Below are 24,222 nucleotides of genomic sequence, written 5' to 3'. Positions count from 1 at the left end.
CGCCATCAGAACGGACAAAAGGCGCCCAACGTGGATACACGTCGAGCGCCTTTCGTCACATTCTGTCCAACTGGGCCCACAGGCACCCGGAGGCACCTAAAGAAGGCCGTCCCACATCTGCTCAAGCAGCACCGACCACCAGTTCTCCGGCGAGGACAGCGCCGCCGGGTCCAGCATCGCCAACTGCGCCTGGAAATCGACCGTCCAGCGACCCGCCTGCTCCGGGTTGAGCCCGAAGCGCAGCCGCCACATCCGGCCCAGCAGCGCCATCGACCGCGTGAACTCCGGCAGTCCGCTGTTCACGAACTGCGGCGGCACCGACTGCCCGCCGGGACCGGCCTCCACCGGCACCGCCACGATGTGCGCGGTCCCGTACTGGACACAGATCGCCCGGCCGAAGTCCGAACCGAGCACCAGGTACGAGCTCGCGTCCGGCGCCGACTGCACCTGCCGCTGAGTCGCCAGCTCCGCGAGCGTCGGGACCACCGGCACGGCCGGCTGCGCCCAGAAGAACGGCCCGAAGTCCGCCGGCAGCCCCGCCCACACCAGAGTCCGCGCCACCAGCTCCGGCACGCCCTGACGCGACACCGCCTGCTGGTCGAAGCGCAGCACGCCCGGACCGAAGGCCCCGGCCAGCTCCTGCGCGATCGCCTCCGGCGGAACCGGCGGAGCCGGCTGCACCTGCGGCAGCGGGGCCCGCACCGGCGCGGGACGCGCCGGACCGTCCGCGACCTGATGCAACTCACCCTGATGCGTGAGGAGTTGTCGCATGCCCTGCTGCCGGCCGGCGTGATCGCGACCGTACGGGGCAATGCTCGTGATCCGCGCCTGCGGCCACGTCTCCCGGATCATCCGCGCGCAGTAACCACCCGGCAGCTCACAGGACTCCAGCTCCGTGTGCAGTTCGAGCACCTGCTGCGGCGGAACGTTCATCGCGCGCAGCTCGTGCAGGATCTGCCACTCCGGATGCGGGGTGCCCGGCGCCGAACGCCGGATGATCTGCGCCTCCGAACCGTCGGGCGCCCGGTAGCGCAGCACCGCCTGGTAGCCGGGACCCACCGTCGGCTGACCCGCGGCCTGCGGATACCCGTACGCGGGAGGTACGGGCCCCGGGCCGGGCGGCGGCGTGTGACCGCCGTGCACCGGCGGCGGCGGAGCCGGCGGCCCCGGAGGCGGCGGCACCGACGGACCACCCGGCCCACCGGGACCGGGGTGCGCCAGCATCGTCGCGGCGTGCGCGACACCACCCGCGGGCGTACCACCGGGCACACCCGGCGGCGGCGGGGGCGGCGGGGGCGCGCCGGGACCGGCCTGGCCCGGGTGCGCCAGCATCGTCGCCGCCTGGTGCACGGGCTGCGGCGGGGCCGGCGGCCCGGGCGGACCCGGAGGACCGGGCGGGGCGGGCTGCGGCGGACCGGGCGGCTGGAGCCCCTCGGGCCCGAGCTGCGACACGAGCTGGGTCGGTACGTACGCGGGGGCGCCCGACCCACCGGGCACGCCGGGCACGCCGGGCGGCGGAGGCGGCGTCGCCGGACCACGCCCGCCCTTCGGCGCCGGCGCGGCCTTGCTCGTCGCGGCGTCCGCGATGTCCCCGGCACCCGGCGCCCTCGGCGCGGGCGGCGGAGGCGGCACACCGGGCCCGGCGGACGGGGCCGGCGGAGGACCGGGAGGACCGGACTGGACAGGGGGCGCGGGAGGACCGGGCTGGACCGGAGGCGTCACCGGCGCCGAAGGCGGCGGCGCGGCCGGGTCGAGCCGCGGGGCCACCGCGGTCGCGGGCAGCGCGCTGCCCCCCTTCATCAGTGCGGTCGGCGCGTCGGCACCGACCACCGGAGGCGGGGTGTCCTCGTCGTCCGTCCCCGAAAGCGGCGGCGCGAACACGGTCGCGGGCAGCGGAACAGCCCCGTCGGCACCACCGGAACTCGCGTTCGCATCCGCCCACGGACTCGCCGCGGGGGCGGGGGTTGGGGTGGGAGGGGAGGCGGGGGCGGGCGTGGGGGTCGGCGCGGGGGCCGGCGCGGGCACGGAAGCAGGCGCGGGCGGAACCGGCGCAGTCGGCGGGGCGGGGGCGGCGGGCGCTGCCCCGACCGAAGCCGCGGCCACCGGCTCACGGTCACGATCACCGGATTCCGAAGGCGCGGGCACCGAAGGCACGGGCGAAGGCTCAGCCGAAGGCGCGGGCACCGAAGGCTCAGCCGAAGGCGCGGGCACGGAAGGCGCAGCCGAAGGCACGGGCACGGAAGGCGCGGGCACGGAAGGCGCGGGCACGGAAGGCGCAGCCGAAGCCCCGCCCACCGGCACCACCGCGTCCGACGCGTCGTCCACCGGCGCCGACGAACTCCCGCCCTCCTGCGAAGCGTTCGGACCCTGCGGCGGCAGACCGATCCGGTCCGCCGCGTCCTGCAGCCACTCCGGCGGACTCAGCAGGAACGACGTCTGGTTCAGGTCGATCCGGGCCGCCTGGGGCGCCGCCGGAGCGGGCGCCTCCTCCGGGGACCCGTACTCCTCCTCGTACCGCCGGATCACCTCACCGACCGGCAGCCCCGGCCACAGCGTGGCCTCGCCGCTGTCCCGGGCGATGACCAGCCGCTGCCGGCCGCCGTCCGAGACCGGACCGCCCTGGCGGTCCTCCGGCCACACCACGAAGCCCAGCTCGAACTCCCGCACCCGCACCTCGCGGTGCTGGTACGCCGGCAGATCGCCGTTGATCCATTCCTCGGCGCGCTCCTGCGCCTGCGCGAACGTCACCACAGCCAGTTCACTCCCCTACCGGGACCACGGGCACGGCGCGCGCGAAGCCGCCGTCCACCATCAGGTTCGCCACCGTCTCCAGCTCCGGCGGGCTGCCGGCGAGACGATGCAGGAACGCGTCGAAGTCCTCGCCGCAGGGCAGCAGCAGCCGCTCCACCCGCTCGGCCACCGTCCAGCCCGCCGCCTCCGGCCCCGAGTCCCGCGCGTCGTCGTACGCGCAGAACCACACCGAGCCGAGCGCGTCGCCCCGCACCTTCACCGCGACCAGACCGCCCTGGACGAAGGCGACGCCCAGATAGTCCTTGGTCAGGTGGTCACGCAGACACTTGTTGACGTAGACGAGGTCGTTCGTCCCCGCCTGCTCCCGCACCGTGAAGAACGGCTGGTCGACCAGGAGCCCGAGCTCGGCGTCGAGCGCCGTGCCCACCGGGGCACACCCGCCCGCCGCCTTCAGGAACGAGCGGTACGCACCGGGCAGCCGGTAGCCGAGGTCCTCCTCGACGCCCTGGAGCTGGAGCTCCGACACCGACACGAGCGCCTTCGGCAGGCCGAAGTGCGCGGGACGGGTCTCCTGCAGCGGCCGCGTGCCGCGCTTCGTGTGGTCGACGGCGGCCGTCGCCACCCCGCCGTGGTGCCGCAGCAGCGCCTTCACCTCGACCGGGACCAGCTCCATCCGGCGGCTGCGCGCCACGTGGTGCCAGGTCCAGCCGTGCGGGGTCGCCACCGACGGGATCGTGTCCCACAGCTCATGACCGGTCGCCGCCATCGCCGCGTTCGCCGACACGTAGTCGGTGAGGCGCAGCTCGTCGACGCCGAAGCCCTCCGGAGGGTCGGCGATCTCCGCCGCCGCACGCGCGTACGGCGAGAAGTCCGGGTGGCCGTGCTCGTCGATCCGTACCCCTCTGGGGTGACGGGCGGCGCGGACCGGGTCCGGGAAGTGCACGACCTGCCCGGCATAGGCCGCGTTCGGTGGCGCGGTGTCCTGCCCGAGCCGACCTGTCGTCATGGCGGTTGCCCCCTGCACTGGCGTCGCTGACTGCTGCTACCGACTGATCTGGCACAGCCTATGCGCTGCCACAAGAGCCCGAACGGCCCCCGCCCGACGGTGACCAAGTGTCACGACGCCATGACAGTTGCACCATGATTCCGACACACCGGCCCCACCGTTCGCGCCCCCAGCTTCCCCATATGGCTCCCTATTTGGCAGGCTGTGCACGCAACTCGGGGGATTGCACGAGGGGAAGACGAGCACCATGCAAACAGCAACGACGCCCACACAGGGTGACCCACGCCTCAACTGGAGCAGCAGCGCCGAAGCCACACGCGCGCCCTTACTGCTCCACCGCCGCGACGGCATCCTTCCCACCGTCGGGGCAGCCCTCTCCGTACGCGGCGAGACGCTCACCTGCACCGCGGGCCGCGGCGACCGCCCGCCCCTCCTGCACGCGCTCGTCCAGGACTTCCTGGACACCCTCACGAGCGGGCAGCGGGAGCGCTTCACCGGACGGTGCCCCGAGGCGATCCTGCTCTCCCGGCACCTCACCTCCACCGAGAACGGCCGCTCCAAGCGCGCCCAGCGCAAGCCGCTCACCCCCGGCGAGGCCCGCAGGTCCCTCAAGCACGCCAAGCTCACCGCCCGGCGCATCCGGGAGGACGGCGACCCGCTGCACGGCAGCTACGTGGCACCCTGCCGCTCCTGCACGGCGATGCTCGCCCACTTCGGGGTCCGCCCCGTCGACCCCACGACGCCTGTCGAGAACGGCTGACCGCACACCCATGCCCGACCACCTCAGCACCACGCGCTTCCCGGTCAACGTCGACGCCGCCCTCCGCGAGGCCGGCTGGCAGCCCGGCCGCTGGGACATCAAGCTCGCCGAAGAGTGGGCCGACGCCCTACGGGCCCACGTATCCCCCGCCGGCCACCGGCACAGCGTCTTCCCCGCGGCCGTCGAGGCCTGGGCGGAGTTCGGCGGCCTGCGGATCACCTCGCCCGGGCACGGGCGGCAGATAGCTCCCACGACGGTCCGCTTCGACCCGCTCGCCGGACTCCACCTCGCGCGCACCCTGGCCGACCTGGGGCGCGCGCTGGAGAGCGAGCTCGCGCCGCTCGGGGAGGAGGGCGAGCACCAGGCTGTCCTGGCGATGGACATCGAGGGCCGGGTCTACAGCCTCGACCACGCGGGCGACTGGTATCTCGGCAAGGACATCGACGCGGCGCTGTCGACCCTGGTCAACGGCGTCCAGCCGACCCGCCTGACGGCGGGGTAGACGGAAGCCCGGTCGTCACTCCGCGACCGGCAGCACGGCCGACACCCGGAACCCGCCCGCGTCCGTCGCACCCGACACGAACACGCCACCGATCCGCAGGACCCGCTCCCGCATCCCGACGAGCCCGTTCCCGCCGCTCGGCAGGTGCGCGTCGGCGACCACGGTGTCGGCCGGACACGGCCCGTTCTCCACCTGCATCGCGACCTCGGCCTCCCGGTGCGCGAGCCGGACCACGACCGCGGCACCCACCGCGTGCTTGTGGACGTTGGTCAGCGCCTCCTGCACCACGCGGTACGCCGTACGCTCCACCTCCGGCGGATACGCGCGCGCCTCCCCCAGCACCACGAACTCCACGACGGCCCCCGCGAGCCGCGACTGCTCGCACAGCGCCTCCAGGGCGTCCAGGCGGGGCCCGTCGTCGGCGGCGGCCTCGGCGGCAGCGGCGGCGGCGCGCCCCACGGCGGCCAGCGGCACCGGCGCGGGGGCGACGGGCGCCGGCCCCTCCCTCAGCACCCCCAGCATCTCCCGCAACTCGGTCAGGGCCTGCCGCCCCATGTCACCGACGAGCGCGGCGTTCTTCACGGCCTTCTGCGGATCCTTCAGGGCGACGGCCTGCAACGCCGCCGCATGCACCACCATCAACGACACGCGGTGCGCGACCACGTCGTGCATCTCCCGGGCGATCCGCGTCCGCTCCTCCTGCCGCGCCCACTGCGCCCGCTGCTCGGCCCGGTCGGCCAGCAGCGACAGCTCCTGCTCCAGGCTGTCGGCCCGTTCGCGCAGGCTCTCCATGAGACGACGGCGGGCCCCTATGTAGAGGCCGAAGAGCACCGGCGGCGCGTTGAGCCCGAGGGTCATGAAGAGCGACATGACGGGCACGTACCAGCCGCTCGGGTCGATGTCGGGCCGCCCGACGTCGGCCTGGTCGATGTCCTGGCGCAAACCCACGAAGGTCACGACGAAGACGGCGACCGTCGACATCGAGGCGAGCACGGCGGTGATGCGGCGCGGCACCTCGGAGGCGGCGAGCGTGTAGAGCCCGACGATCCCCATCAGGAAGCCCATCTCGGCGGGCGTGACGGCCATGGAGACGAGGACGACGGAAATCGGCCACCGGCGCCGCACGAGCAGCGTCGACCCGACGATCAGCCCGAACAGCACCCCCACGGGCACGGGCAGCCCGGCCTTCTCGGCGAACCCGATCCCCTGGAGCGCGCACTCCAGCGCGGACAAGAGGGCGAGCCCCACATCAAGAACGACACTGCGCCGTCTCCCCCACCACCACCAACTCCCCGAACGAACGCCCACAGCGTCCCGGTCTGCCCCCGTCGTGGTCATGCCCTCCACCCTAAAGGCGCACCGCACACGACAGGGCGCGCCGTCGGCTCTCCGGGCGCGGAGCTATACCGTCGCGTCGAAGGCTCCTGGTACGGCATAGTGGAGGCCGCCGGGGCACAGGACTGACGACTTGTCCGTTTTGACCCTTAATGCCATCCCCTGTGGTGTAATTGGCAGCACTGAGGCTTTTGGTGCCTTATGTCCGGGTTCGAGTCCTGGCGGGGGAGCTTCTTCACTCGGGTCCTGACCTCCACGGTCAGGACCCGCGCTCATGTCCGGACCCCGGCCCCCCGGTATCCTTCGTGCGTCCACCACCCAAAGCCGAAGGGCATTCCCGTGAGCGCCAACCGCCCGGCAGCCGTCGTCGTCCTCGCAGCGGGTGAGGGCACCCGCATGAAGTCGAAGACCCCCAAGGTCCTGCACGAGATCGCCGGACGTTCGCTCGTCGGGCATGTCGTGTCCGCCGCCCAGGAGCTCGAGCCCGAGCACCTCGTCGTCGTCGTCGGGCACGCCCGCGAGCAGGTGCGGGGGCACCTGGAGGCGCACTACGCCGGGACCCGGACCGCCGTGCAGGAGGAGCAGAACGGCACCGGGCACGCCGTGCGCATGGCGCTGGAGGAGCTCGGCAAGACGCCCGAGGGGACCGTCGTGGTCGTCTGCGGTGACACGCCGCTGCTGTCCGGCGAGACCCTCAAGGCGCTGGCCGGCACGCACGCCGCCGACGGCAACGCCGTGACCGTGCTGACCGCCGAGGTGCCGGACTCCACCGGCTACGGCCGGATCGTGCGCGACGCCGGGACGGGCGCCGTGACCGAGATCGTCGAGCACAAGGACGCCTCCGCCGCGCAGCTCGCCATCCGCGAGATCAACTCCGGAGTGTTCGCCTTCGACGGGAAGCTGCTCGCCGAGGCTCTGGGCCAGGTGCGGACGGACAACAGCCAGGGCGAGGAGTACCTCACCGACGTGCTGTCGATCCTGCGCGAGGCCGGGCACCGTGTCGGCGCCTCCGTCGCCGGTGACCACCGCGAGATCCTCGGGATCAACAACCGCGTGCAGCTCGCCGAGGCCCGTGGCCTGCTGAACCAGCGGCTCCTGGAACGCGCCATGATGGCCGGCGTCACGATCGTCGACCCCTCCTCCGTCCTCGTGGACGTGGCCGTCACCTTCGAGGCCGACGCCGTCATCCTGCCGGGTACGCAGCTCCTCGGCGCGACGCACATCGCCGAGGACGCCGTGGTCGGCCCGAACACCCGCCTCCAGAACACCCGCGTCGGCAAGGGCGCCCGGGTGGACAACACCGTCGCGGACACCGCCGTCGTCGGTGAGGGCGCCTCCGTGGGGCCGTACGCGTACCTCCGTCCGGGCACGAACCTCGGCACGAAGGCCAAGGCCGGCACGTACGTCGAGATGAAGAACGCGACGATCGGCGAGGGCACGAAGGTCCCCCACCTGTCGTACGTCGGCGACGCGACGATCGGCGAGTACACGAACATCGGCGCCGCGAGCGTCTTCGTGAACTACGACGGCGAGGCGAAGCACCACACCACGGTCGGCTCTCACTGCAAGACCGGTTCGGACAACATGTTTGTGGCTCCCGTCACGATCGGGGACGGTGCCTACACGGCCGCCGGGTCCGTGATCACGAAGGACGTCCCGGCCGGTGCACTGGCCGTGGCCCGGGGCCAGCAGCGGAATATCGAGGGTTGGGTGGCCCGGAAGCGGCCCGGCAGCGCTGCCGCGCAGGCCGCTCTGGTCGCCTCGGAGGACTCCGCAAGCGAAAGCTGACCGGAAACGGGTGCGTCGAACTCGGCGTACCGTGATACGTGCACACAAATTCGGCTGGCTCGCACACGCGCTCGCAGGGCGTGGGACCGCGGCCAGAGAACACGTCTGAGGAGACAGTGCTGTGACCGGGATCAAGACGACCGGCGAGAAGAAGCTGATGCTCTTCTCCGGCCGCGCCCACCCCGAGCTGGCCGAGGAGGTCGCGCACCAGCTGGGCGTCGGCCTCGTTCCCACCAAGGCGTTCGACTTCGCCAACGGTGAGATCTACGTCCGCTTCCAGGAGTCGGCCCGCGGCGCGGACTGCTTCCTGATCCAGAGCCACACGGCTCCGATCAACAAGTGGATCATGGAGCAGCTGATCATGATCGATGCTCTGAAGCGGGCCTCGGCCCGGAGCATCACCGTGATCATCCCGTCGTACGGCTACGCCCGTCAGGACAAGAAGCACCGCGGTCGCGAGCCGATCTCGGCCCGTCTGGTCGCGGACCTGCTGAAGACCTCGGGCGCGGACCGCATCCTGACCGTGGACCTGCACACCGACCAGATCCAGGGCTTCTTCGACGGCCCGGTGGACCACCTGTCGGCCCTCCCGGTCCTCGCGGACTACGTGGGTGCGAAGGTCGACCGCTCCAAGCTGACGATCGTCTCCCCGGACGCCGGCCGTGTGCGGGTCGCCGACCGCTGGTGCGACCGTCTCGACGCGCCGCTGGCGATCGTGCACAAGCGTCGCGACAAGGACGTCGCCAACCAGGTCACCGTCCACGAGGTCGTCGGTGACGTGAAGGGCCGCGTCTGTGTCCTGGTGGACGACATGGTCGACACCGGTGGCACGATCTGCGCCGCCGCGGACGCGCTGTTCGCGCACGGTGCCGAGGACGTCATCGTGACGGCCACGCACGGCATCCTGTCGGGTCCGGCCGCCGACCGTCTGAAGAACTCCAAGGTCAGCGAGTTCGTCTTCACGGACACGCTGCCGGTTCCGGGCGCCCTTGAGCTCGACAAGATCACGGTCCTGTCGATCGCGCCGACGATCGCCCGCGCCGTGCGCGAGGTGTTCGAGGACGGCTCGGTGACGAGTCTCTTCGAGGAGCACTGAGTCACCGCAGTCTCGTGACGAAGGGCCGTTTCCCCCGGTGGGGGAAGCGGCCCTTCCGCGTTCCGGTCACGTCCTGAGCGCGTCCACCGCGATCCTCGCCGCCCCGCCGATCACCGCGTCCGCCGCCGGCAGCGTCACGGCCGTGGAGGCCGCCCGGGTGAAGACGGCCACCGCGTAGCGGCCGCCGTCGGGGTACTCGACGACGCCGGCCTCGTGCCGGAGCGTGGGCAGGGAGCCGGTCTTGCCGCTGACCCGCACGTCGTCGAAGGGGAAGCCCGCGGCGAGCCGGTGGCTCCAGGCCTGGAGGCCGAGGAGGGCCCGCAGTTCCTCGCCGTACTCCCCCGGGCAGGCCTCGTCGCGCCAGACGGCGGTGAGCAGGGCGGTGATCTCGCGGGGGGTCGAGCGGTTGGTGCGGGTGGGGTCGAGGGCGCGGAGCCGGGCGACGACGGCGGGGTCGGTGAGTGCGGCGGGCTCGCCGGCGGCGTCCTCGCGGACGGTCGCGAGGAGCTCGCGCATGGTCTGGACGGCGTGGGTCCTGGTCAGTCCGAGGCCGGTCATGGTGGCGTTGACGGTGTCGAGGCCGAGGGCGTCCCAGAGGAGGTCGGCGGCGGTGTTGTCGCTGACGGCGACGGCGAGGCTCGCGAGGTCGCGGAGGGAGAGCCGGGCGGCGTCGCGCATGGCGGAGAGTCCGGTGGCGCCGGGGGCGCGGTTCCCGGCGGGGACGTCGACGGGGCGGGTCGGGTCGACGAGGCCGAGTGAGGACTGCCGGTAGAGGGTGGTGACGAGGCAGAGCTTGTGAACGCTGGCGGTCGGTACGAGGGTGTCGGAGCCGACGCCGAGTGCGGTGCCCGTGTCGATGTCGACGGCGTGGAGCTGTCCGGTGACGCCCGCGTCGGCGAAGGCCGCGGTGATGCGGCGGCGTGCGGCGGCGTGCGCGGTCACAGGGGGAACTCCGATGCGGGGCGGGGGAAGACCATCCTCGCCGACGGGGCGGTGCGCATGTCGGCGTGCTCGCGGAGGACGGTGTGGGCGGTGTCGGTGAAGAGGCGTACGGCGGGGCTGTCCTTGCCTTCGGGCCAGGCGGTGGAGGTGCGCCAGGTGACGGTGGTGCCGTGCAGGGGGCGCCAGACGGTGCCGGCCTCGTCGGGGGCGCGGGGGACGAGGGCGACGGCGCCGCCGGAGAGGACGAGGCCTCGGGTGAAGTCGGGTCCGGTGGCGGCGAGGACGGTGGCGGGGGTGCAGCCGTGGCGGGCGCAGGCGGTGAGGGTCTCGTCGTGGAGGGCGGGGGCCTCGGCGCGGGGGAAGAGGACGAGGTCGCGGCCGGTGAGGGCCGCGGCGGGGAGTTCGGGCCGGGCGGCGAGCGGGTCGTCGGCGGCGAGGAGGGCGCCGAGGGGCTGGTGGAGGGTGGGGCCGAAGGTGAGGCCGGGGGCGGGGCAGGGATGGCGGACGATGCCGACGTCGAGGGTGCCGGCGGTGAGTTCGGCGGTCTGTTCGGCGGTGGGGAGTTCGCGGAGTTCGAGGGTGGCGCCGGGTGAGCGTTCGCGGAAGGCGGTGAGGAGGGCGGCGACGGCGGTGGCGCCGAGGCCGGGCGGGGCGGCGGCGCGGAGGGTGCCGGCGGCGCCGCTGTGGACGCGGGCGACGGTGGCGGTGAGCCGGTCGGCGGCGGCGAGGAGGTGGTCGGTCTCGGCGAGGACGAGGCGGCCCGCGGGGGTGAGGGTGGCGCCGCGGGCTCCGCGGTCGAGGAGGCGGACGCCGAGTTCGCGTTCGAGGCGCTGGATGCGCTGGGAGAGGGAGGGCTGGGCCATGCGCAGAAGGGCGGCTGCCCGGCCGAAGTGCTGTTCCTCGGCGACGGTCCTGAAGTACCGCAGATGCAGGAGCAGGTCCATGAGCAGTAAGGATAGGCATTCGACTATGTCTTTCATGGCGATATGAGTCTTGGACCGGTCGCACACGTGTCTGTTTCGCTGCCGGTATGACGACTTATCGGGCGGCAGGGAGCGGTACGGGAACGAGGCGGGTGCGGCGGCGGCGCCGGTGGCCCGCGGTGGTGGTGGCGGGCGCTGTGGTGGCGGGGGTCGCGGGGTGGGCGGTGGCGTACGGCCCGCTGAGGGCGGAGGAGCCGCCGAGGACGGCGGATCCCGAGGCCGTGCGGACGGCGCGGGCGTTCCTGAGCAGCTGGGCGGCGGGGGATCTGCCGGCGGCGGCGCGGCTGACGGATGCGCCGGCGAAGGCGGAGGAGACGCTGCGGAACTTCACGGCGGGTCTGGAGATCGCGAAGCCGGTGCTGACGGCGGGCGCGGCCCGGGTGGACGGTGCGGCGGACACCGGGGCCCGGGTGCCGTACCGGGCGAAGATGCCGGTGGCGGGGCTGGGGACGTGGTCGTATGGCTCCGAGCTGGCCGTGGCGCGTACGGAGGCGGGGTGGCGGGTGCGGTGGGAGCTGCCGCTGATCCATCCGCAGCTCAACGCGGAGCAGCGGTTCAAGCTGGTGGAGGAGGAGTCGGCGGAGCTCGCGGCGGTGGACCGGGAGGGTGGGGCGATCTCGGCGGCGGAGCATCCCTCGCTGGTCTCGGTGCTGGGCCTGGGCGGCGGGAAGCCGCGCGGTGAGGTGCAGGTCGTGGACCGGATCACGGGCGAGACGAGAGCGACGGCGGTGCGGTTCGGGCCGGAGCCCGGGGAGGGCGGCGGTCCGCTGCGGACGACGATCGACGCGCGGACGCAGCGGGCGGCGGAGAGGGCGCTCGCCGAGCACGTGAAGGGGCGGAACGCGGGCCTGGTGGCGGTGCGGATCGACAGCGGCGAGGTGGTCGCGGTGGCGAACGGGCCGGCCGGTGGCTTCAACCGTGCCTTTCAGGGCACGTACGCGCCGGGGTCGACGTGGAAGGTGGTGACGAGTGCGGCACTGCTCGCGAACGGGTCGGTGACGCCGGAGTCGCGGGTGGCCTGCCCGAAGTACCTGACGGTCGGCAAGCAGTTCCACAACCTGGACACCTCGGAGATCCCCGGGGCGTCCTTCCGTGACGACTTCGTCCATTCGTGCAACACGGCGTTCGTGGCGCTGCGGGGGCGCCTCGCGGACGACGAGATGACCGTGTTCGCGAAGGACTACTTCGGCATCGGCCCGGAGTGGAGGACGGGCGTGGGTTCGGTGGACGCCAGGGTGCCGGTGCCGGCGAACGAGACGGAGAAGGCGGCGGCGCTGTTCGGGCAGGGGAAGCTTCAGGCGAACCCGCTGGCGATGGCGTCGGTGACGGCGACGGCGGTGTCGGGGACGTTCCGCCAGCCGCTGCTCGTGAAGGGGACCGAGCAGCCGGAGGTGGCCACGAAGCCCCTGCCTCCGAAGGTGGTGAAGCAGCTACGGTCGCTCATGCGGGACACGGTGACGAAGGGGTCCGCTTCGGTGCTCGCGAGCGTGCCGGGCGAGGTCGGGGCGAAGACGGGGACGGCCGAGGTGACCGAGGACGGGAACAACAACGGCTGGCTCGTGGCGCACGACGGGGAGATCGCGGTGGCGTGCGTGGTGGAGGAGGCGGAGAGCGGTTCGGGCTCCGCGGGCCCGGTCCTGCGCGACCTGCTGACGGAGCTGGCCGAGAGGTCGGGCGGGGCCGCGGGTTGATCCATTTGGGCGGTTCGGTGGCGGCGGGTAGACTGCCGTAGTTGCTCGGCGAGGGAGGCCGTACCCGTACGTGTGTACAGGGTCACGGCTGTCCGTTATCGACGCGCTCTTCGTAGCAGGCCATCGCCAGTCGTGGCCGGGTGACCACTTTTTTCGTCACCTTCTACGAGGAGTGCAACATGTCCGAGGTCAAGCTCGCCGCTTCCGTCCGTACCGAGTTCGGCAAGGGTGCTTCCCGCCAGCTCCGTCGTGCCTCCCTGGTCCCCACGGTCCTCTACGGCCACGGCACGGACCCGGTCCACATCTCCCTCCCGGCCCACGAGCTCGGTCTGGCGCTGCGTACGCCGAACGTCCTGCTCTCCCTGGACATCGAGGGCACCAGCGAGCTGGCGATCCCGAAGGCCGTCCAGCGTGACGCCATCAAGGGCTCGCTCGTGCACGTCGACCTCATCCTCGTGAAGCGCGGCGAGAAGGTCACCGTCGAGATCCCCGTCCAGGCCGAGGGCGAGCTCGCCGCCGGTGGCAACCTGCTGGAGCACGTGCTCAACACGCTCTCCGTCGAGGCCGAGGCCACCCACCTCCCCGAGGCCGTCACGGTCTCCGTCGAGGGCCTGGAGGCCGGTGCCTCCGTCCTCGCCAAGGACATCACCCTCCCGAAGGGCGCCACCCTGGTGACCGACGCCGACGCCGTCGTCATCCAGGTCCTGGCCGCGCAGGCCGAGGAGCCGGCCGCCGAGGCCGAGGCCACCGAGGGTGCGGAGGCCTGAGCCGTAGGCTCTGCCTGACGTGACGGGGTGACGGGCCGTGCGGCCCGTCACCCCGTTTCTCTTGTACGGACGCGTGGACGGACGTGCGTACGGAACGGATACGAGGAGACCTGACGCGATGACAGACGACGCCAACGCCCCCTGGCTGATCGTCGGCCTCGGTAACCCGGGGCCCGAATACGCGGCCAACCGCCACAACATCGGCTTCATGGTCGTGGACCTGCTCGCCGAGCGGATCCGCGGCTCGTTCAAGCGGGCGCAGAAGGCCCAGGCGCAGGTCGTCGAGGGCCGGATGGGTCCCCCCGGGCCGGAGAACCGCCGGGTGATCCTCGCGAAGCCGATGTCGTACATGAACCTGTCGGGCGGTCCGGTGACGGCGCTGCGCGACTTCTACAAGGTGCCGACGGCGCACGTCGTGGCGATCCACGACGAGCTGGACATCGACTACTCGGTGCTGCGGCTGAAGATCGGCGGCGGCGACAACGGGCACAACGGTCTGAAGTCGATGACGAAGGCGATGGGTGCCGAGTACCACCGGGTGCGGTGCGGCATCGGGCGTCCCCCGGGCCGGATGCAGGTCGCGGACTTCGTCCTGAAGGACTTCTCCTCGACGGAGCGCAAGGACCTCGACTGGTTCGTGGACCGGGCGGCGGACTCGGTGGAGTGCCTGGTCGCGGAGGGCCTGGAGCGGGCCCAGTCCGCCTACAACTCGTAGGACCTGGCCATCCGGACGTACGACTGTACGATCGCGGGTCATGACGCACGTCCGTAACGCCGCCATGGCCCTGGTCGCCCTGCTCCTCGTCGTCGGGGGTGCGTGGGCTTCGTGGGACTCCGCCCAGCACGTCCTGCTCGCCAAGGGCCGCGAGCACGGGACGCTGACGGTGACCGGCTGCACGGAGGAGACCTGCAGCGGTACGTACGCCTCCGAGGATCCGTCATCGCCCAGGCGGACGCTGACGATCGCGGCCTCGGTCGCGGCGGAGAAGGGCGTGACGATCCCGGTGGTGGTGAAGCCGGGGACGGACGAGGGCGTACGGACGGGCTGGGGCGGCGGTCTGCACGCGTGGCTGCCGCTGGGGGGTGCGCTGCTGCTCGCGGCGCCGGTGATCGGCGGCGGGCTGCGGATGACGCGGACGGCGTGGTCGGTGGCGGGTGGGGGCGGGGCGCTGTTGGTGGCGGCGTTCCTGACGCTCTGACCGGATTCCCCGCGATTGCCGGTGCGATCGTTACGCACCTCTGGGTTAAGGCCGGCCTGAAGCGGTGGATAGGCTGCCCCCGCCACCTCCCACGGGCAACCTTTTTCCCACAGATGGACGACTGCACATGCGACGTTCCCTGATTTCCGCCGGCGCGCTGGTCGCAGCGCTCGCCGGCTCCCTCGTGCTCGCCCCGGTCGCGTCCGCGTCGGAGGGCTCCAAGCCGCTTCCCCTGAACCCGGGTCAGAAGCTTCCGATCACCGCTGACAAGTTCGAGAACGGCGACTGCCCCACGGTCCCCGCCGGCAAGGACGGCTGGCACTTCGTCATCCCCGGCGGCAAGGGTGTGTTCACCAAGCTGACGGTGACTTTCGACAACGGCACCCCGATCGAGGTCACCGAGTTCGGCCCGCCGAAGGACGACCACGCCTACGTGGCCTCCGAGCCGGGTGCGAAGCTGACTGCCGTCGTGGCCCAGGTCTCGAACGACGTCACGAAGGACTTCTTCAACCTGTCCCACACCTGCCCGGCCACTCCGGTCGAGACCACGCCTCCGGTCGAGACCACGCCCCCGGTCGAGACCACGCCTCCGGTCACCGAGACCCCCGGCACGGAGACGCCCGGCACGGAGACCCCCGGTACCGAGACGCCCGGTACCGAGACGCCCGGCACGGAGACCCCCGGCTCCGAGACCCCGGCTCCGTCCGAGTCGACGCCCGCCGGCACCGAGTCCCCGGCCCCGTCCGGCAGCGCGTCCGTGACCGCCCCGGCCGGCGAGACCTCCGACACCGGCTCCACCGGCTCCACCGGTGAGGGCGACCTCGCCGAGACCGGTTCCAGCGCCCCGGTCGGCGTCCTCGCCGCCGTGGCCGTGGCCCTCGCGGGCGCCGGCGCCTTCCTGGTGACCCGCCGCCGCAAGGCGCAGCAGCACTGACGTACCCCGTCATGACGGTGCCCCCGTCGGAGTCCGAGGATTCCGGCGGGGGCACCTTCGTGCGTACGGACCGGGTCAGCCGGTGTTGCGCAGGCCCGCCGCGACACCGTTCACGGTGAGGAGCAGGGCCCGGGAGAGCAGCGGGTCCGGCTCCTCGTCGCTCTCGGCGGCCGCGCGCTGGCGGGCGAGGAGGGCGACCTGGAGGTAGGAGATCGGGTCCAGGTAGGCGTCGCGGATGGCGAAGGTCTGCTGGAGGACCGGGTTGGAGTCCAGGAGCTTCTCGCCTCCGGTGATCTTGAGGACCTCGGCGACGGTCAGCGCGTGCTCGGTCTCGATGGTGTCGAAGACGTGCTTCAGCTCGTCGGGGACGAGGGTGTCGACGTAGTGGCGGGCGATCCGCAGGTCGGTCTTCGCGAGCGTCATCTCGACGTTGGCGAGGAAGTTGCGGAAGAAGTGCCACTTCCCGTACATCTCGCCGAGGACGGCGTCGAGTCCGGCCTCGCGCAGGGCCTTGAGGCCCGAGCCGACGCCGAACCAGCCGGGGACGATCTGGCGGGACTGGGTCCAGCCGAACACCCAGGGGATGGCGCGGAGTCCGTCGAGGGAGACGCCGGACCCGGGGCGGCGGGAGGGCCGTGAGCCCAGGTGGAGGTCGGCGAGCTGGTCGACGGGGGTGGAGGCGAGGAAGTACGCCGGCAGGCCGGGGTCCTCGACGAGCTTGCGGTACGCGGTGTGGGCGGCGTCGGAGACGGTGTCCATGGCCGCGTCCCAGCGGGCGAGGGCCTCGTCGGACTGGCGCGGGGAGGTGTGCAGGGCGGAGGCCTGCAGCGTGGCCGCGACGGTCAGTTCGAGGTTCTCGCGGGCGAGGGACGGGATCAGGTACTTGTCGGAGATGACCTCGCCCTGCTCGGTCACCTTGATCTCGCCCTCCAGGGTGCCCCAGGGCTGCGCGAGGATCGCGGTGTGCGAGGGGCCGCCGCCGCGGCCGACGGTGCCGCCGCGGCCGTGGAAGAGGCGCAGGCGCACGCCGTAGCGGTGGGCGACGTCGCGGAGCCTGCGCTGGGCGCGGTGGATCTCCCACTGGCTCGTGGTGATGCCGCCGAACTTCGAGGAGTCCGAGTAGCCGAGCATGACCTCCTGGACGTCGCCGCGGAGCGAGACGAGGCGCCGGTAGGAGGGGTCGGCCAGCATGTCGTTGAGGATGACGTCGGCGGCCTTGAGCTCGTCGGTGGTCTCCAGGAGCGGCACGATGCCGATCTTGGCCCAGCCGGCGTGCAGGTCGATGAGGCCGGCCTCGCGGGCGAGGACGGCGGCGGCGAAGACGTCGTCGGCGCCCTGGCACATCGAGATGATGTAGGACTCGATGACCTCGGGGCCGAAGCGCTCGAAGGCCTGCTTGATGGTGTGGAAGACGCCGAGGGTCTTCTCGCCGGCGGCGTCCAGCGGGGCCGGGGTCGGGGCGAGCGGGCGGCGCGAGCGCAGCTCCTTGGCGAGCAGCTTCTGCCGGTAGTCGCGGGGCATGTCCGCGTACCGCCAGGACTCCTCGCCGAGGCGGTCGAAGAGCTGGCCGAGGGCGTGGTGGTGGGCGTCGGCGTGCTCGCGGACGTCCATGGTGGCGAGCTGGAGGCCGAAGGCCGACAGGGTGCGGATGGTGCGGTCCATCCGGCCGTCGGCGAAGAGGCCGCCGCGGTGCTCGCGCAGCGAGGTCTGGATCAGGGTGAGGTCGTGGATGAGCTCGGCGGTGCCGAGGTAGTCGCGGCCGTCCTGGTGCGGGGTGCCGGAGGCGAGGCGCGCGCGGGTGTTGACGAGCTTCTGCCGGATGCAGGTGGCCTTGAGCCGGTAGGGCTCCTCGGCGTTGAGGCGCTTGTAGCGGGGGCTGATCTCCGGGAGGAGCTCCAGATCGCGCTGGAGGGAGTCCAGGAGTTCCTGGGTGGCTCCGGCGTAGCGGATGGAGTTGGAGAGGAGTCCGCGCAGGTAGTCGACGAGTTCGAGGGCGTCGGTGATCCCGTGCTCGTGCTGGAGGATCAGGATGTCCCAGGTCACCTGCGGGGTGACGTTCGGGTTGCCGTCGCGGTCGCCGCCGATCCAGGTGCCGAAGGTCAGCGGGCGCGTGCCGGCGGGCAGCTCGACGCCGACGCGGTCCAGCTCGGCGGCGAGGTCCTCCAGGACGTCGCCGACGGCGTTGGCGTGCAGCTCGTCGAGGTAGTAGATGGCGTTGCGGGCCTCGTCGGCGGGCTCGGGCCGGACGACCCGGAGCTCGTCGGTCTGCCAGATGAGGTCGATGTTCTCGGCGAGCCGCAGGTCGTGGCGGCGCCGGTCGGCCTCGATGACCGGGGTCTCCAGGAGGGCGGCGATCCGGCGCAGCTTGTTGAGGACGGAGCGGCGGGCGGCCTCGGTGGGGTGCGCGGTGAAGACCGGTCGCACGTTGAGGTTCTTGACCGTCTCGCGTACGTGCTCGGGGTCGCCGTCCTTGAGCATGTCGGCGGTGCGGGCGAGGAGGCCGCCCTCGGCGGCCCGCTTCTCGCGCATCTCGCGGCCGCGGTGGACCTGCTCGGTGACGTTCGCCAGGTGGAAGTAGGTGGAGAAGGCGCGCACCAGCTTGGCGGCGGTCTCCAGTTCGACGCCGCGGAGCAGCTCGGCGGCGGCCTCGCCGTCCTCGCGGGTCAGGCTGCGGACCTTCTCGACGAGGTCGAGGAGCTCGTGGCCCTCCTGGCGGACGAGGGTCTCGCCCAGGAGGTCGCCCAGTCGGCGGATGTCGGCGCGCAGCTCGGCGCTGGCGGTGGGGGTCTGGTCGGCACTGCTCACAGGTGCGGCTCCTTGCAGTGTTTGAGCACGTCTGGAGGGGTACTGGAGGCTTGCGGACCGCGCTGTCCGACGCACCCAGGATAGGTGTCCGCCGTGGCGGCGCGGGCAACGCCCCTCTCGTGCCCCCTTGCCGCGCGTCACGGCACTGCCATACTTACGACGCCGTAGGTTACGGAGGCGTAGCCACGGCTCAGGTTTCCGCTCTTTTCACCCTCACCCTCACCCTCATCCCCAGGGGACACCTATGACCATCAGCCCCGAGGTGACCTCGACGCCCGAGGCGCCCGAGGCGCCCGCCGGCGCCGCGGCCCTTCCCTTCGCCACGCTGGGCGGTGACCGCAAGGGTTCGACCGAGCAGATCGCGCTGGGCCTGTTCATCACGGTGCCGTTCGTGGCGCTGCTCGCCGCGGTGCCGCTGGCCTGGGGCTGGGGGGTGAGCTGGCTGGATCTCGGGCTGATGGTGGCGATGTACTACATCGGCTGCCACGGGATCACGATCGGCTTCCACCGTTACTTCACGCACGGTTCCTTCAAGGCGAAGCGGCCGCTGCGGATCGCGCTCGCGATCATGGGGTCGCTGGCCGTGGAGGGGCCGCTGGTGCGCTGGGTGGCGGACCACCGCAAGCACCACAAGTTCTCGGACGCGGAGGGCGACCCGCACTCGCCGTGGCGCTTCGGGGAGACTGTCCCGGCCCTGATGAAGGGCCTGTGGTGGGCGCACATCGGGTGGATGTTCGACGAGGAGCGGACCCCGCAGCACAAGTACGCCCCCGATCTGATCAAGGACCCCGCGCTCCGGGCGATCTCGCGACACTTCCTCTCCTGGACGATCCTGTCGCTGGCGATCCCGCCGCTGGTGGGCGGCCTGGTGACGATGTCGTGGTGGGGCGCCTTCACGGCGTTCTTCTGGGGCTCGCTGGTCCGGGTGGCGCTGCTGCACCACGTGACCTGGTCGATCAACTCGATCTGCCACGCGGTGGGCAAGCGTCCCTTCAAGTCGCGCGACCGCTCGGGCAACGTGTGGTGGCTGGCGGTGCTGTCCTGTGGCGAGTCCTGGCACAACCTGCACCACGCGGACCCGACCTCGGCCCGGCACGGGGTGCTGCGCGGCCAGGTCGACTCCAGCGCGCGGCTGATCCGCTGGTTCGAGCTGGCGGGCTGGGCCTCGGACGTGCGCTGGCCGGCGAAGGAGCGTCTGGAAGCCCGGCGGCAGAACCCGTCGTCAGAAGCGGCATGATGGAAGACGTGGCGATCGACGGCAGTTCCCTTGGTACCGGCAGCGCAGGCGGCGACAGCGGAGAGCAGAAGCCCCGGCGTGGCCGCCGGGTGCGGATGACGGGCGCGGAGCGCCGGGAGCAGCTCCTCGACATCGGGCGCGCGCTGTTCGCCGAGAAGGGCTTCGAGGGCACGTCGGTGGAGGAGATCGCGGCGAAGGCCGGGGTCTCCAAGCCGGTGGTGTACGAGCACTTCGGCGGCAAGGAGGGGCTGTACGCGGTCGTCGTCGACCGGGAGATGCGGCAGCTCCTGGAGGGGGTGACGGGTGCGCTGACCGCGGGCCACCCGCGTGAGCTCCTGGAGCAGGCGGCGTTCGCGCTGCTCGACTACATCGAGAACTACACGGACGGTTTCCGGATCCTGGTGCGGGATTCGCCGGTGGCTCAGTCGACGGGCACCTTCGCCTCGCTGATCAGCGACATCGCCACGCAGGTCGAGGACATCCTCGGGATGGAGTTCAAGAACCGCGGCTTCGACCCGAAGCTGGCCCCGCTCTACGCGCAGGCGCTGGTCGGCAGCGTGGCGCTGACGGGCCAGTGGTGGCTGGACGTCCGCAAGCCGGACAAGGCGGAGGTCGCGGCGCATCTGGTGAACCTGGCGTGGCACGGACTGGACGGTCTGGAGCAGAAGCCGCGGTTGATAGGGCATCGCAAGAACTGAACCGGAAGGTTCGGTTCGGGCAGTTTCGCTGAGTAAAGCTCTGGCATAAGGCGCCCCCGTGGGTAGACTCACGTTCAACATCCGGGGGGGTGTTCCGACCTTCGGACGAAGCCGTCTCCGCGCGCCCAGTGGCCTGCGCTGACGCCGTCCGATGCCTGTACGAGCCCCCCTGTTTGGTTCCTGCGAACCTCTGATTCCCTGGGGGGATCTTCTTGTTCTTCCTTCGCTCCAAGCGTGCCGGCCGCCTCGCCGCCTGCACGGCTCTCGCCCTCTCCGCCGGCATGCTCCTCACCGGCACGGCCTCCGCCGAGACCCCGGCGCCGCGACCGTCCGTCGAGAAGAAGACGCCCGCCTTCACCCCGCCGAAGCTGACGCTTCCGAAGCAGGACGGCGCCCGCGCGGGCATCGCCGCTGCCGAGGCCGCCTCCCCGCTGCTCTCCGACCTGGACGGGGACGGCGTCGAGGACCTCATCCTCCGCGCGCTCGACGGCGAGCTCTACACGGACGTGTCGACCGAGCCGTTCGAACTCCACCGCTTCGAGGACGTCGCGAAGGAGATCGTCCCGATCGGCAACCAGGGCGGTGACACCACCGAGCCCGAGGTGCTCGTCGTCTCCGAGACCGGCGCCCTGACGCTGTACCAGGACGCCGGCCCGACCGGCACCCCGTACGAGCACCCCGTGGGCGGCGGCTGGCAGATCTACAACAAGGTCACCTCGCCCGGTGACGTGAACAACGACGGCCGCGCCGACGTGCTCGCCCGCACCAAGGACGGCCAGCTGTACCTGTACCTGGCCACCGGCAACCTGACCAGCCCGCTCGGCACCCGGATCAGCGTCGGCGGTGGCTGGGGCGTCTACGACCAGCTCGTGGGCGCCGGTGACGTGACCGGCGACGGCAAGGCCGACCTGTACGCCCGCGACACCGCCGGCAACCTGTACTTCTACACCGGCACGGGCAGCACGACCGCTCCGTTCTCCGGCAGGAAGCTGATCGGCGGCGGCTGGGGCGTCTACAACCAGGTCCTGCCCGTCGGCAACGGCGACCTGCTGGCCCGGGACAACGCGGGCACGCTCTACTTCTACGTCAGCAACAGCAACGGCACCCTGGCCGCACGCCAGCAGGCCAGCAGCGTGGGCGACTGGGCGGGCGTCACGCAGTTCGCGCTCGCCGGCAACAACCCGTACACGGGCAAGGAGGGTGTCATCGCCGGCACCTCCGGCGGGTCGCTGTACTGGTACGGCAACGACACCACCGGCAAGCTCGGCGCGCGCCAGATCCTCGACGAGCCGGGCAGCTGGGCAGGGCTGAAGGTCTCGCACCTGTCCTCGATGAACCAGGACGGTTTCTCCGACTTCGGCACCGTCTTCAGCGACGGCGAGCTCTGGATCAACGGCCCCATCGGCTACGGCTGGAACTCCTACAACGCCCTCGTCGGCCCCGGTGACCTCAGCGGCGACGGCAAGGGCGACCTGCTCGCCCGTGACGGCGCCGGTGTCCTGTGGATCTACCGCGGCGACGGCAAGGGCGAGGGCCTCTCCGGCCGCGTCAAGGTCGGCAGCGGCTGGGGCGCGTACAACAAGATCCTCGGTGCGGGCGACTACACCGGCGACGGGCGTGCGGACGTGCTGGCCCGCACCACGGGCGGCGACCTGTACCTGCACCCGGGCTCCGGCAACGCCGCCTCGCCGTTCAAGCCGCGCGTGAAGATCGGCAGCGGCTGGGGCACGTACAAGCAGCTGGCCGCTCCCGGTGACCTCAACGCCGACGGCAAGGCCGACCTGCTCGGTGTGACCTCGGGCGGCGACCTCTACCGCTACCTGGGCACCAGCCCGTCGAAGTTCTCGGCGCGCACCAAGATCGGCTACGGCTACCAGGCCTACAACTCCATGTCGTAAACGGCTCCGCCGTTACCAGCCGGCCCGCATCGGAGTTCCGGTGCGGGCCGTCTCATCCCTGGGGGGATTCTTGACTTCCGCGTTCTTCGGGCGCGCCCGCCGTGTCACCACGTGCACCGCGCTCGCCCTGTCCGCCGGCATGCTCCTCGCCTCGCCCGCCGTGGCCGAGCCCGCCGAGCCCGGACCCCGGACCTTCGTGAAGCAGGCGCCGCGCGATGACAGCACGACGCCGGTACTGGACATGTCGCAGCCGGCCGTCGAGCAGGGCACGGCTCGCACCGCCGCGGCGACGGCCGTCGTGCGGCCCCGTTTCGACGTGACCGGGGACGGCAAGACCGACCTGGTCCACCGCAGGTGGACCGGCTGGACGTTCGTCGCGCCGTCCAACGGCGCGGCCGCCACCGTGTTCGACGAGCCCCACGGCTCCGGGCTGAGCTTCGACCTCGTTCCGCTCGGCGACCAGAACGGCACGGGCAAGCCCGAGCTGCTCACGCTCGCCGAGGACGGTGTGCTCCGTCTGTACTCGGAGTCGACCCTGACCGGCGGCTCGATCACCTGGTCGGGCAAGGGCTGGACCCTCTACAACAAGATCTTCTCGCCCGGTGACATCAGCGGCGACGGCAAGGCCGACCTGCTGGCCCGCCAGCACAACGGCGACCTCTACTACTACCGCTGGACCGGCGCGGCGTCCGCGCCGTTCGCCGGCCGCGTGAAGATCGGCGGCGGCTGGGGCGTCTACGACCAGCTCGTGGGCGTCGGCGACAACAGCGGTGACGGCCGCGGTGACGTCGTGGCCCGGACCACGGACGGCAAGCTGTACTTCTACGGCAGCACCGGCGACCCGAGGGCGCCGTTCAAGCCCCGCCGGGAGCTCGGCAAGGGCTGGAACACGTACAACCAGATCCTCGCCCCCGACGACCGCAACGGCGACGGCAGGGCCGACCTGCTCGCCCGGGACGCCGCCGGCGCCCTCTGGGCCTACAGCGGCCTGGGCAACGGCTCGTACTCGGCGCGGGCGAAGCTCTCCGGCAGCTGGTTCGACGTCGACCAGTTCGCCTCGGCGGGCAACGTCCCGACGAACGGCAAGCGCGGGATCCTCGCCCGCGACAAGGCCGGGACGGTCTTCGAGTACCGCCACCGCAACGGCGGCAAGCTCGGCGCCCGCGATCAGGTGGGTCCCACCGGCTACTTCGCCGGGGCGAGCGTCTCGTTCGCCTCCGCGCTGGACCCGGGCCCGATCTCCGACCTCCTGGAGGTCTACCAGGGCCACCTGTACAGCAACGGCTCGGTCGACCTCGGCGGCGGCTGGCAGATCTACAACCTGATCGTCGGCCCCGGTGACCTGACCGGCGACGGCAAGGCCGACCTGGTCGCCCGGGACCGTACCGGTGTCCTCTACCTGTACCCCGGCAACGGCAAGGGCACGGCGGTGGCCTCGCGGATCCGGGTCGGCGACGGCTGGAGCGCGTACAACCGCGTCCTGGGCGCGGGCGACTTCTCGGGCGACGGCCGGACGGACCTGCTGGCCCGCGACGGCTCCGGCACCCTCTGGCTGTACCGGGGCACGGGCTCCGCGACCGCCCCGTTCGCCAAGCGCGTGAGCCTCGGCGGCGGCTGGAACACGTACAACAAGCTGGCGGCGCCCGGCGACATGAGCGGCGACGGCAAGGCCGACCTGCTGGCGGTGAACTCGGCGGGTGACCTGTACCGCTACCTGGGGACGGGCACCGGCGCGACCCTCACCCCGCGGGTGAAGATCGGCTACGGCTACCAGACCTACGGCGACCTGTACTAGAAGGACGGGCCGGCCACGGGAGCCCCGCACCGGAA

At 72.1% G+C, this 24,222-nt stretch carries 18 protein-coding genes, 1 tRNA gene and 1 pseudogene; 14 read left to right on the top strand and 6 right to left on the bottom strand.

From position 1 onward, the window contains the following. Nucleotides 1–96: 96 nt before the first annotated feature. Both IE124_RS13955 and IE124_RS13950 read right to left on the bottom strand, forming a co-directional pair. Nucleotides 97–2,751, bottom strand: a complete 2,655-nt coding sequence (locus tag IE124_RS13955; RefSeq protein WP_189508034.1) for an SUKH-4 family immunity protein — start codon at nucleotides 2,749–2,751, stop codon at nucleotides 97–99. Nucleotides 2,752–2,758: 7 nt separating this feature from the next. Next, nucleotides 2,759–3,757: an SMI1/KNR4 family protein gene (locus IE124_RS13950; RefSeq protein WP_189508033.1), complete on the bottom strand. Its 999-nt coding sequence runs from the start codon at nucleotides 3,755–3,757 to the stop codon at nucleotides 2,759–2,761. 247 nt (nucleotides 3,758–4,004) lie between these two features. On the opposite strand from IE124_RS13950, the gene IE124_RS13945 reads away from it, so the two are divergent. Both IE124_RS13945 and IE124_RS13940 read left to right on the top strand, forming a co-directional pair. After that, complete coding sequence (locus tag IE124_RS13945) at nucleotides 4,005–4,517, top strand: YwqJ-related putative deaminase (protein WP_189508032.1); 513 nt, start codon at nucleotides 4,005–4,007, stop codon at nucleotides 4,515–4,517. A gap of 10 nt (nucleotides 4,518–4,527) precedes the next feature. After that, nucleotides 4,528–5,019, top strand: coding sequence for an SUKH-3 domain-containing protein (locus IE124_RS13940; RefSeq protein WP_189508031.1), 492 nt, complete (start codon nucleotides 4,528–4,530; stop codon nucleotides 5,017–5,019). A 15-nt stretch (nucleotides 5,020–5,034) separates the two neighbouring features. On the opposite strand, the gene IE124_RS13935 is transcribed toward IE124_RS13940, so the two are convergent. Further along, nucleotides 5,035–6,357: a sensor histidine kinase gene (locus IE124_RS13935; RefSeq protein WP_189508030.1), complete on the bottom strand. Its 1,323-nt coding sequence runs from the start codon at nucleotides 6,355–6,357 to the stop codon at nucleotides 5,035–5,037. A gap of 155 nt (nucleotides 6,358–6,512) precedes the next feature. Here IE124_RS13935 and IE124_RS13930 point away from each other — a divergent pair. From IE124_RS13930 to IE124_RS13920, 3 genes are all read left to right on the top strand, one after another. Continuing rightward, nucleotides 6,513–6,584: transfer RNA gene (locus tag IE124_RS13930), tRNA-Gln, on the top strand. A gap of 109 nt (nucleotides 6,585–6,693) precedes the next feature. Beyond that, nucleotides 6,694–8,142: a bifunctional UDP-N-acetylglucosamine diphosphorylase/glucosamine-1-phosphate N-acetyltransferase GlmU gene (gene glmU / locus IE124_RS13925; RefSeq protein WP_189508029.1), complete on the top strand. Its 1,449-nt coding sequence runs from the start codon at nucleotides 6,694–6,696 to the stop codon at nucleotides 8,140–8,142. 121 nt (nucleotides 8,143–8,263) lie between these two features. Then, a complete protein-coding gene (locus IE124_RS13920; protein WP_017241154.1) occupies nucleotides 8,264–9,238 on the top strand; it encodes a ribose-phosphate diphosphokinase in 975 nt (324 codons plus the stop codon). A gap of 66 nt (nucleotides 9,239–9,304) precedes the next feature. Here the strand turns inward: IE124_RS13920 and IE124_RS34880 are convergent, their stop codons facing one another. Both IE124_RS34880 and IE124_RS34875 read right to left on the bottom strand, forming a co-directional pair. Next, on the bottom strand, nucleotides 9,305–10,180 hold the full coding sequence (locus tag IE124_RS34880) for a serine hydrolase (protein ID WP_229832439.1): 876 nt from the start codon (nucleotides 10,178–10,180) through the stop codon (nucleotides 9,305–9,307). Next, nucleotides 10,177–11,124, bottom strand: coding sequence for a LysR family transcriptional regulator (locus IE124_RS34875; protein ID WP_229832438.1), 948 nt, complete (start codon nucleotides 11,122–11,124; stop codon nucleotides 10,177–10,179). Before IE124_RS34875 ends, IE124_RS34880 begins: the two co-directional genes overlap by 4 nt. 86 nt (nucleotides 11,125–11,210) lie before the next feature. On the opposite strand from IE124_RS34875, the gene IE124_RS13910 reads away from it, so the two are divergent. The 5 genes from IE124_RS13910 to IE124_RS13890 all read left to right on the top strand — a co-directional run bounded on the left by IE124_RS13910 (nucleotide 11,211) and on the right by IE124_RS13890 (nucleotide 15,754). Further along, complete coding sequence (locus IE124_RS13910) at nucleotides 11,211–12,854, top strand: penicillin-binding transpeptidase domain-containing protein (protein WP_189508028.1); 1,644 nt, start codon at nucleotides 11,211–11,213, stop codon at nucleotides 12,852–12,854. 179 nt (nucleotides 12,855–13,033) lie between these two features. Then, nucleotides 13,034–13,621, top strand: a complete 588-nt coding sequence (locus tag IE124_RS13905; RefSeq protein WP_189508155.1) for a 50S ribosomal protein L25/general stress protein Ctc — start codon at nucleotides 13,034–13,036, stop codon at nucleotides 13,619–13,621. A gap of 118 nt (nucleotides 13,622–13,739) precedes the next feature. Next, nucleotides 13,740–14,336 (top strand): aminoacyl-tRNA hydrolase, encoded by a 597-nt coding sequence (gene pth, locus IE124_RS13900; RefSeq protein WP_189508027.1) that lies wholly within the window; start codon nucleotides 13,740–13,742, stop codon nucleotides 14,334–14,336. A gap of 40 nt (nucleotides 14,337–14,376) precedes the next feature. Continuing rightward, nucleotides 14,377–14,820 (top strand): hypothetical protein, encoded by a 444-nt coding sequence (locus IE124_RS13895; RefSeq protein ID WP_189508026.1) that lies wholly within the window; start codon nucleotides 14,377–14,379, stop codon nucleotides 14,818–14,820. Between the two features lie 127 nt (nucleotides 14,821–14,947). Beyond that, nucleotides 14,948–15,754 carry an LAVTG motif-containing sortase-dependent surface protein gene (locus IE124_RS13890; RefSeq protein ID WP_189508025.1) on the top strand — a complete coding sequence of 269 codons (807 nt, stop codon included), beginning with the start codon at nucleotides 14,948–14,950 and terminating at the stop codon, nucleotides 15,752–15,754. A 75-nt stretch (nucleotides 15,755–15,829) separates the two neighbouring features. On the opposite strand, the gene ppc is transcribed toward IE124_RS13890, so the two are convergent. Further along, nucleotides 15,830–18,559 (bottom strand): phosphoenolpyruvate carboxylase, encoded by a 2,730-nt coding sequence (gene ppc, locus IE124_RS13885; RefSeq protein ID WP_189508024.1) that lies wholly within the window; start codon nucleotides 18,557–18,559, stop codon nucleotides 15,830–15,832. A gap of 244 nt (nucleotides 18,560–18,803) precedes the next feature. Here ppc and IE124_RS13880 point away from each other — a divergent pair, with 244 nt between their 5' ends. From IE124_RS13880 to IE124_RS13865, 4 genes and pseudogenes are all read left to right on the top strand, one after another. Further along, on the top strand, nucleotides 18,804–19,796 hold the full coding sequence (locus tag IE124_RS13880; protein WP_189508023.1) for an acyl-CoA desaturase: 993 nt from the start codon (nucleotides 18,804–18,806) through the stop codon (nucleotides 19,794–19,796). Beyond that, entirely contained in the window at nucleotides 19,796–20,494 is a 699-nt protein-coding gene (locus IE124_RS13875) for a TetR/AcrR family transcriptional regulator (protein WP_370468764.1), read from the top strand. Before IE124_RS13880 ends, IE124_RS13875 begins: the two co-directional genes overlap by 1 nt. Before the next feature lie 281 nt (nucleotides 20,495–20,775). Next, nucleotides 20,776–22,221 (top strand): annotated as a pseudogene (locus tag IE124_RS13870) (FG-GAP-like repeat-containing protein); the annotation flags it as partial. 241 nt (nucleotides 22,222–22,462) lie between these two features. Beyond that, the gene (locus IE124_RS13865; RefSeq protein ID WP_229832436.1) at nucleotides 22,463–24,187 is read left to right on the top strand and encodes an FG-GAP-like repeat-containing protein; all 1,725 of its coding nucleotides are present in this window, start codon (nucleotides 22,463–22,465) and stop codon (nucleotides 24,185–24,187) included. Nucleotides 24,188–24,222: the final 35 nt, after the last annotated feature.

Source organism: Streptomyces narbonensis (assembly GCF_014649015.1).
In the GTDB taxonomy this organism is placed as follows: Bacteria; Actinomycetota; Actinomycetes; order Streptomycetales; family Streptomycetaceae; genus Streptomyces; species Streptomyces narbonensis.
Note: the sequence above shows the minus strand (reverse complement) of the source record. Positions and strands in the feature narration are given on the sequence as shown.

Excerpts from the sequence above, each read along its gene's own strand:
- IE124_RS13950 (WP_189508033.1), bottom strand. The coding sequence starts at position 3,757 with ATGACGACAGGTCGGCTCGGGCAGGACACCGCGCCACCGAACGCGGCC.
- IE124_RS13945 (WP_189508032.1), top strand. The coding sequence starts at position 4,005 with ATGCAAACAGCAACGACGCCCACACAGGGTGACCCACGCCTCAACTGG.
- IE124_RS13940 (WP_189508031.1), top strand. The coding sequence starts at position 4,528 with ATGCCCGACCACCTCAGCACCACGCGCTTCCCGGTCAACGTCGACGCC.
- IE124_RS13935 (WP_189508030.1), bottom strand. The coding sequence starts at position 6,357 with ATGACCACGACGGGGGCAGACCGGGACGCTGTGGGCGTTCGTTCGGGG.
- IE124_RS34875 (WP_229832438.1), bottom strand. The coding sequence starts at position 11,124 with ATGGACCTGCTCCTGCATCTGCGGTACTTCAGGACCGTCGCCGAGGAA.
- IE124_RS13910 (WP_189508028.1), top strand. The coding sequence starts at position 11,211 with ATGACGACTTATCGGGCGGCAGGGAGCGGTACGGGAACGAGGCGGGTG.
- IE124_RS13905 (WP_189508155.1), top strand. The coding sequence starts at position 13,034 with ATGTCCGAGGTCAAGCTCGCCGCTTCCGTCCGTACCGAGTTCGGCAAG.
- pth (WP_189508027.1), top strand. The coding sequence starts at position 13,740 with ATGACAGACGACGCCAACGCCCCCTGGCTGATCGTCGGCCTCGGTAAC.
- IE124_RS13895 (WP_189508026.1), top strand. The coding sequence starts at position 14,377 with ATGACGCACGTCCGTAACGCCGCCATGGCCCTGGTCGCCCTGCTCCTC.
- IE124_RS13890 (WP_189508025.1), top strand. The coding sequence starts at position 14,948 with ATGCGACGTTCCCTGATTTCCGCCGGCGCGCTGGTCGCAGCGCTCGCC.
- IE124_RS13880 (WP_189508023.1), top strand. The coding sequence starts at position 18,804 with ATGACCATCAGCCCCGAGGTGACCTCGACGCCCGAGGCGCCCGAGGCG.
- IE124_RS13875 (WP_370468764.1), top strand. The coding sequence starts at position 19,796 with ATGGAAGACGTGGCGATCGACGGCAGTTCCCTTGGTACCGGCAGCGCA.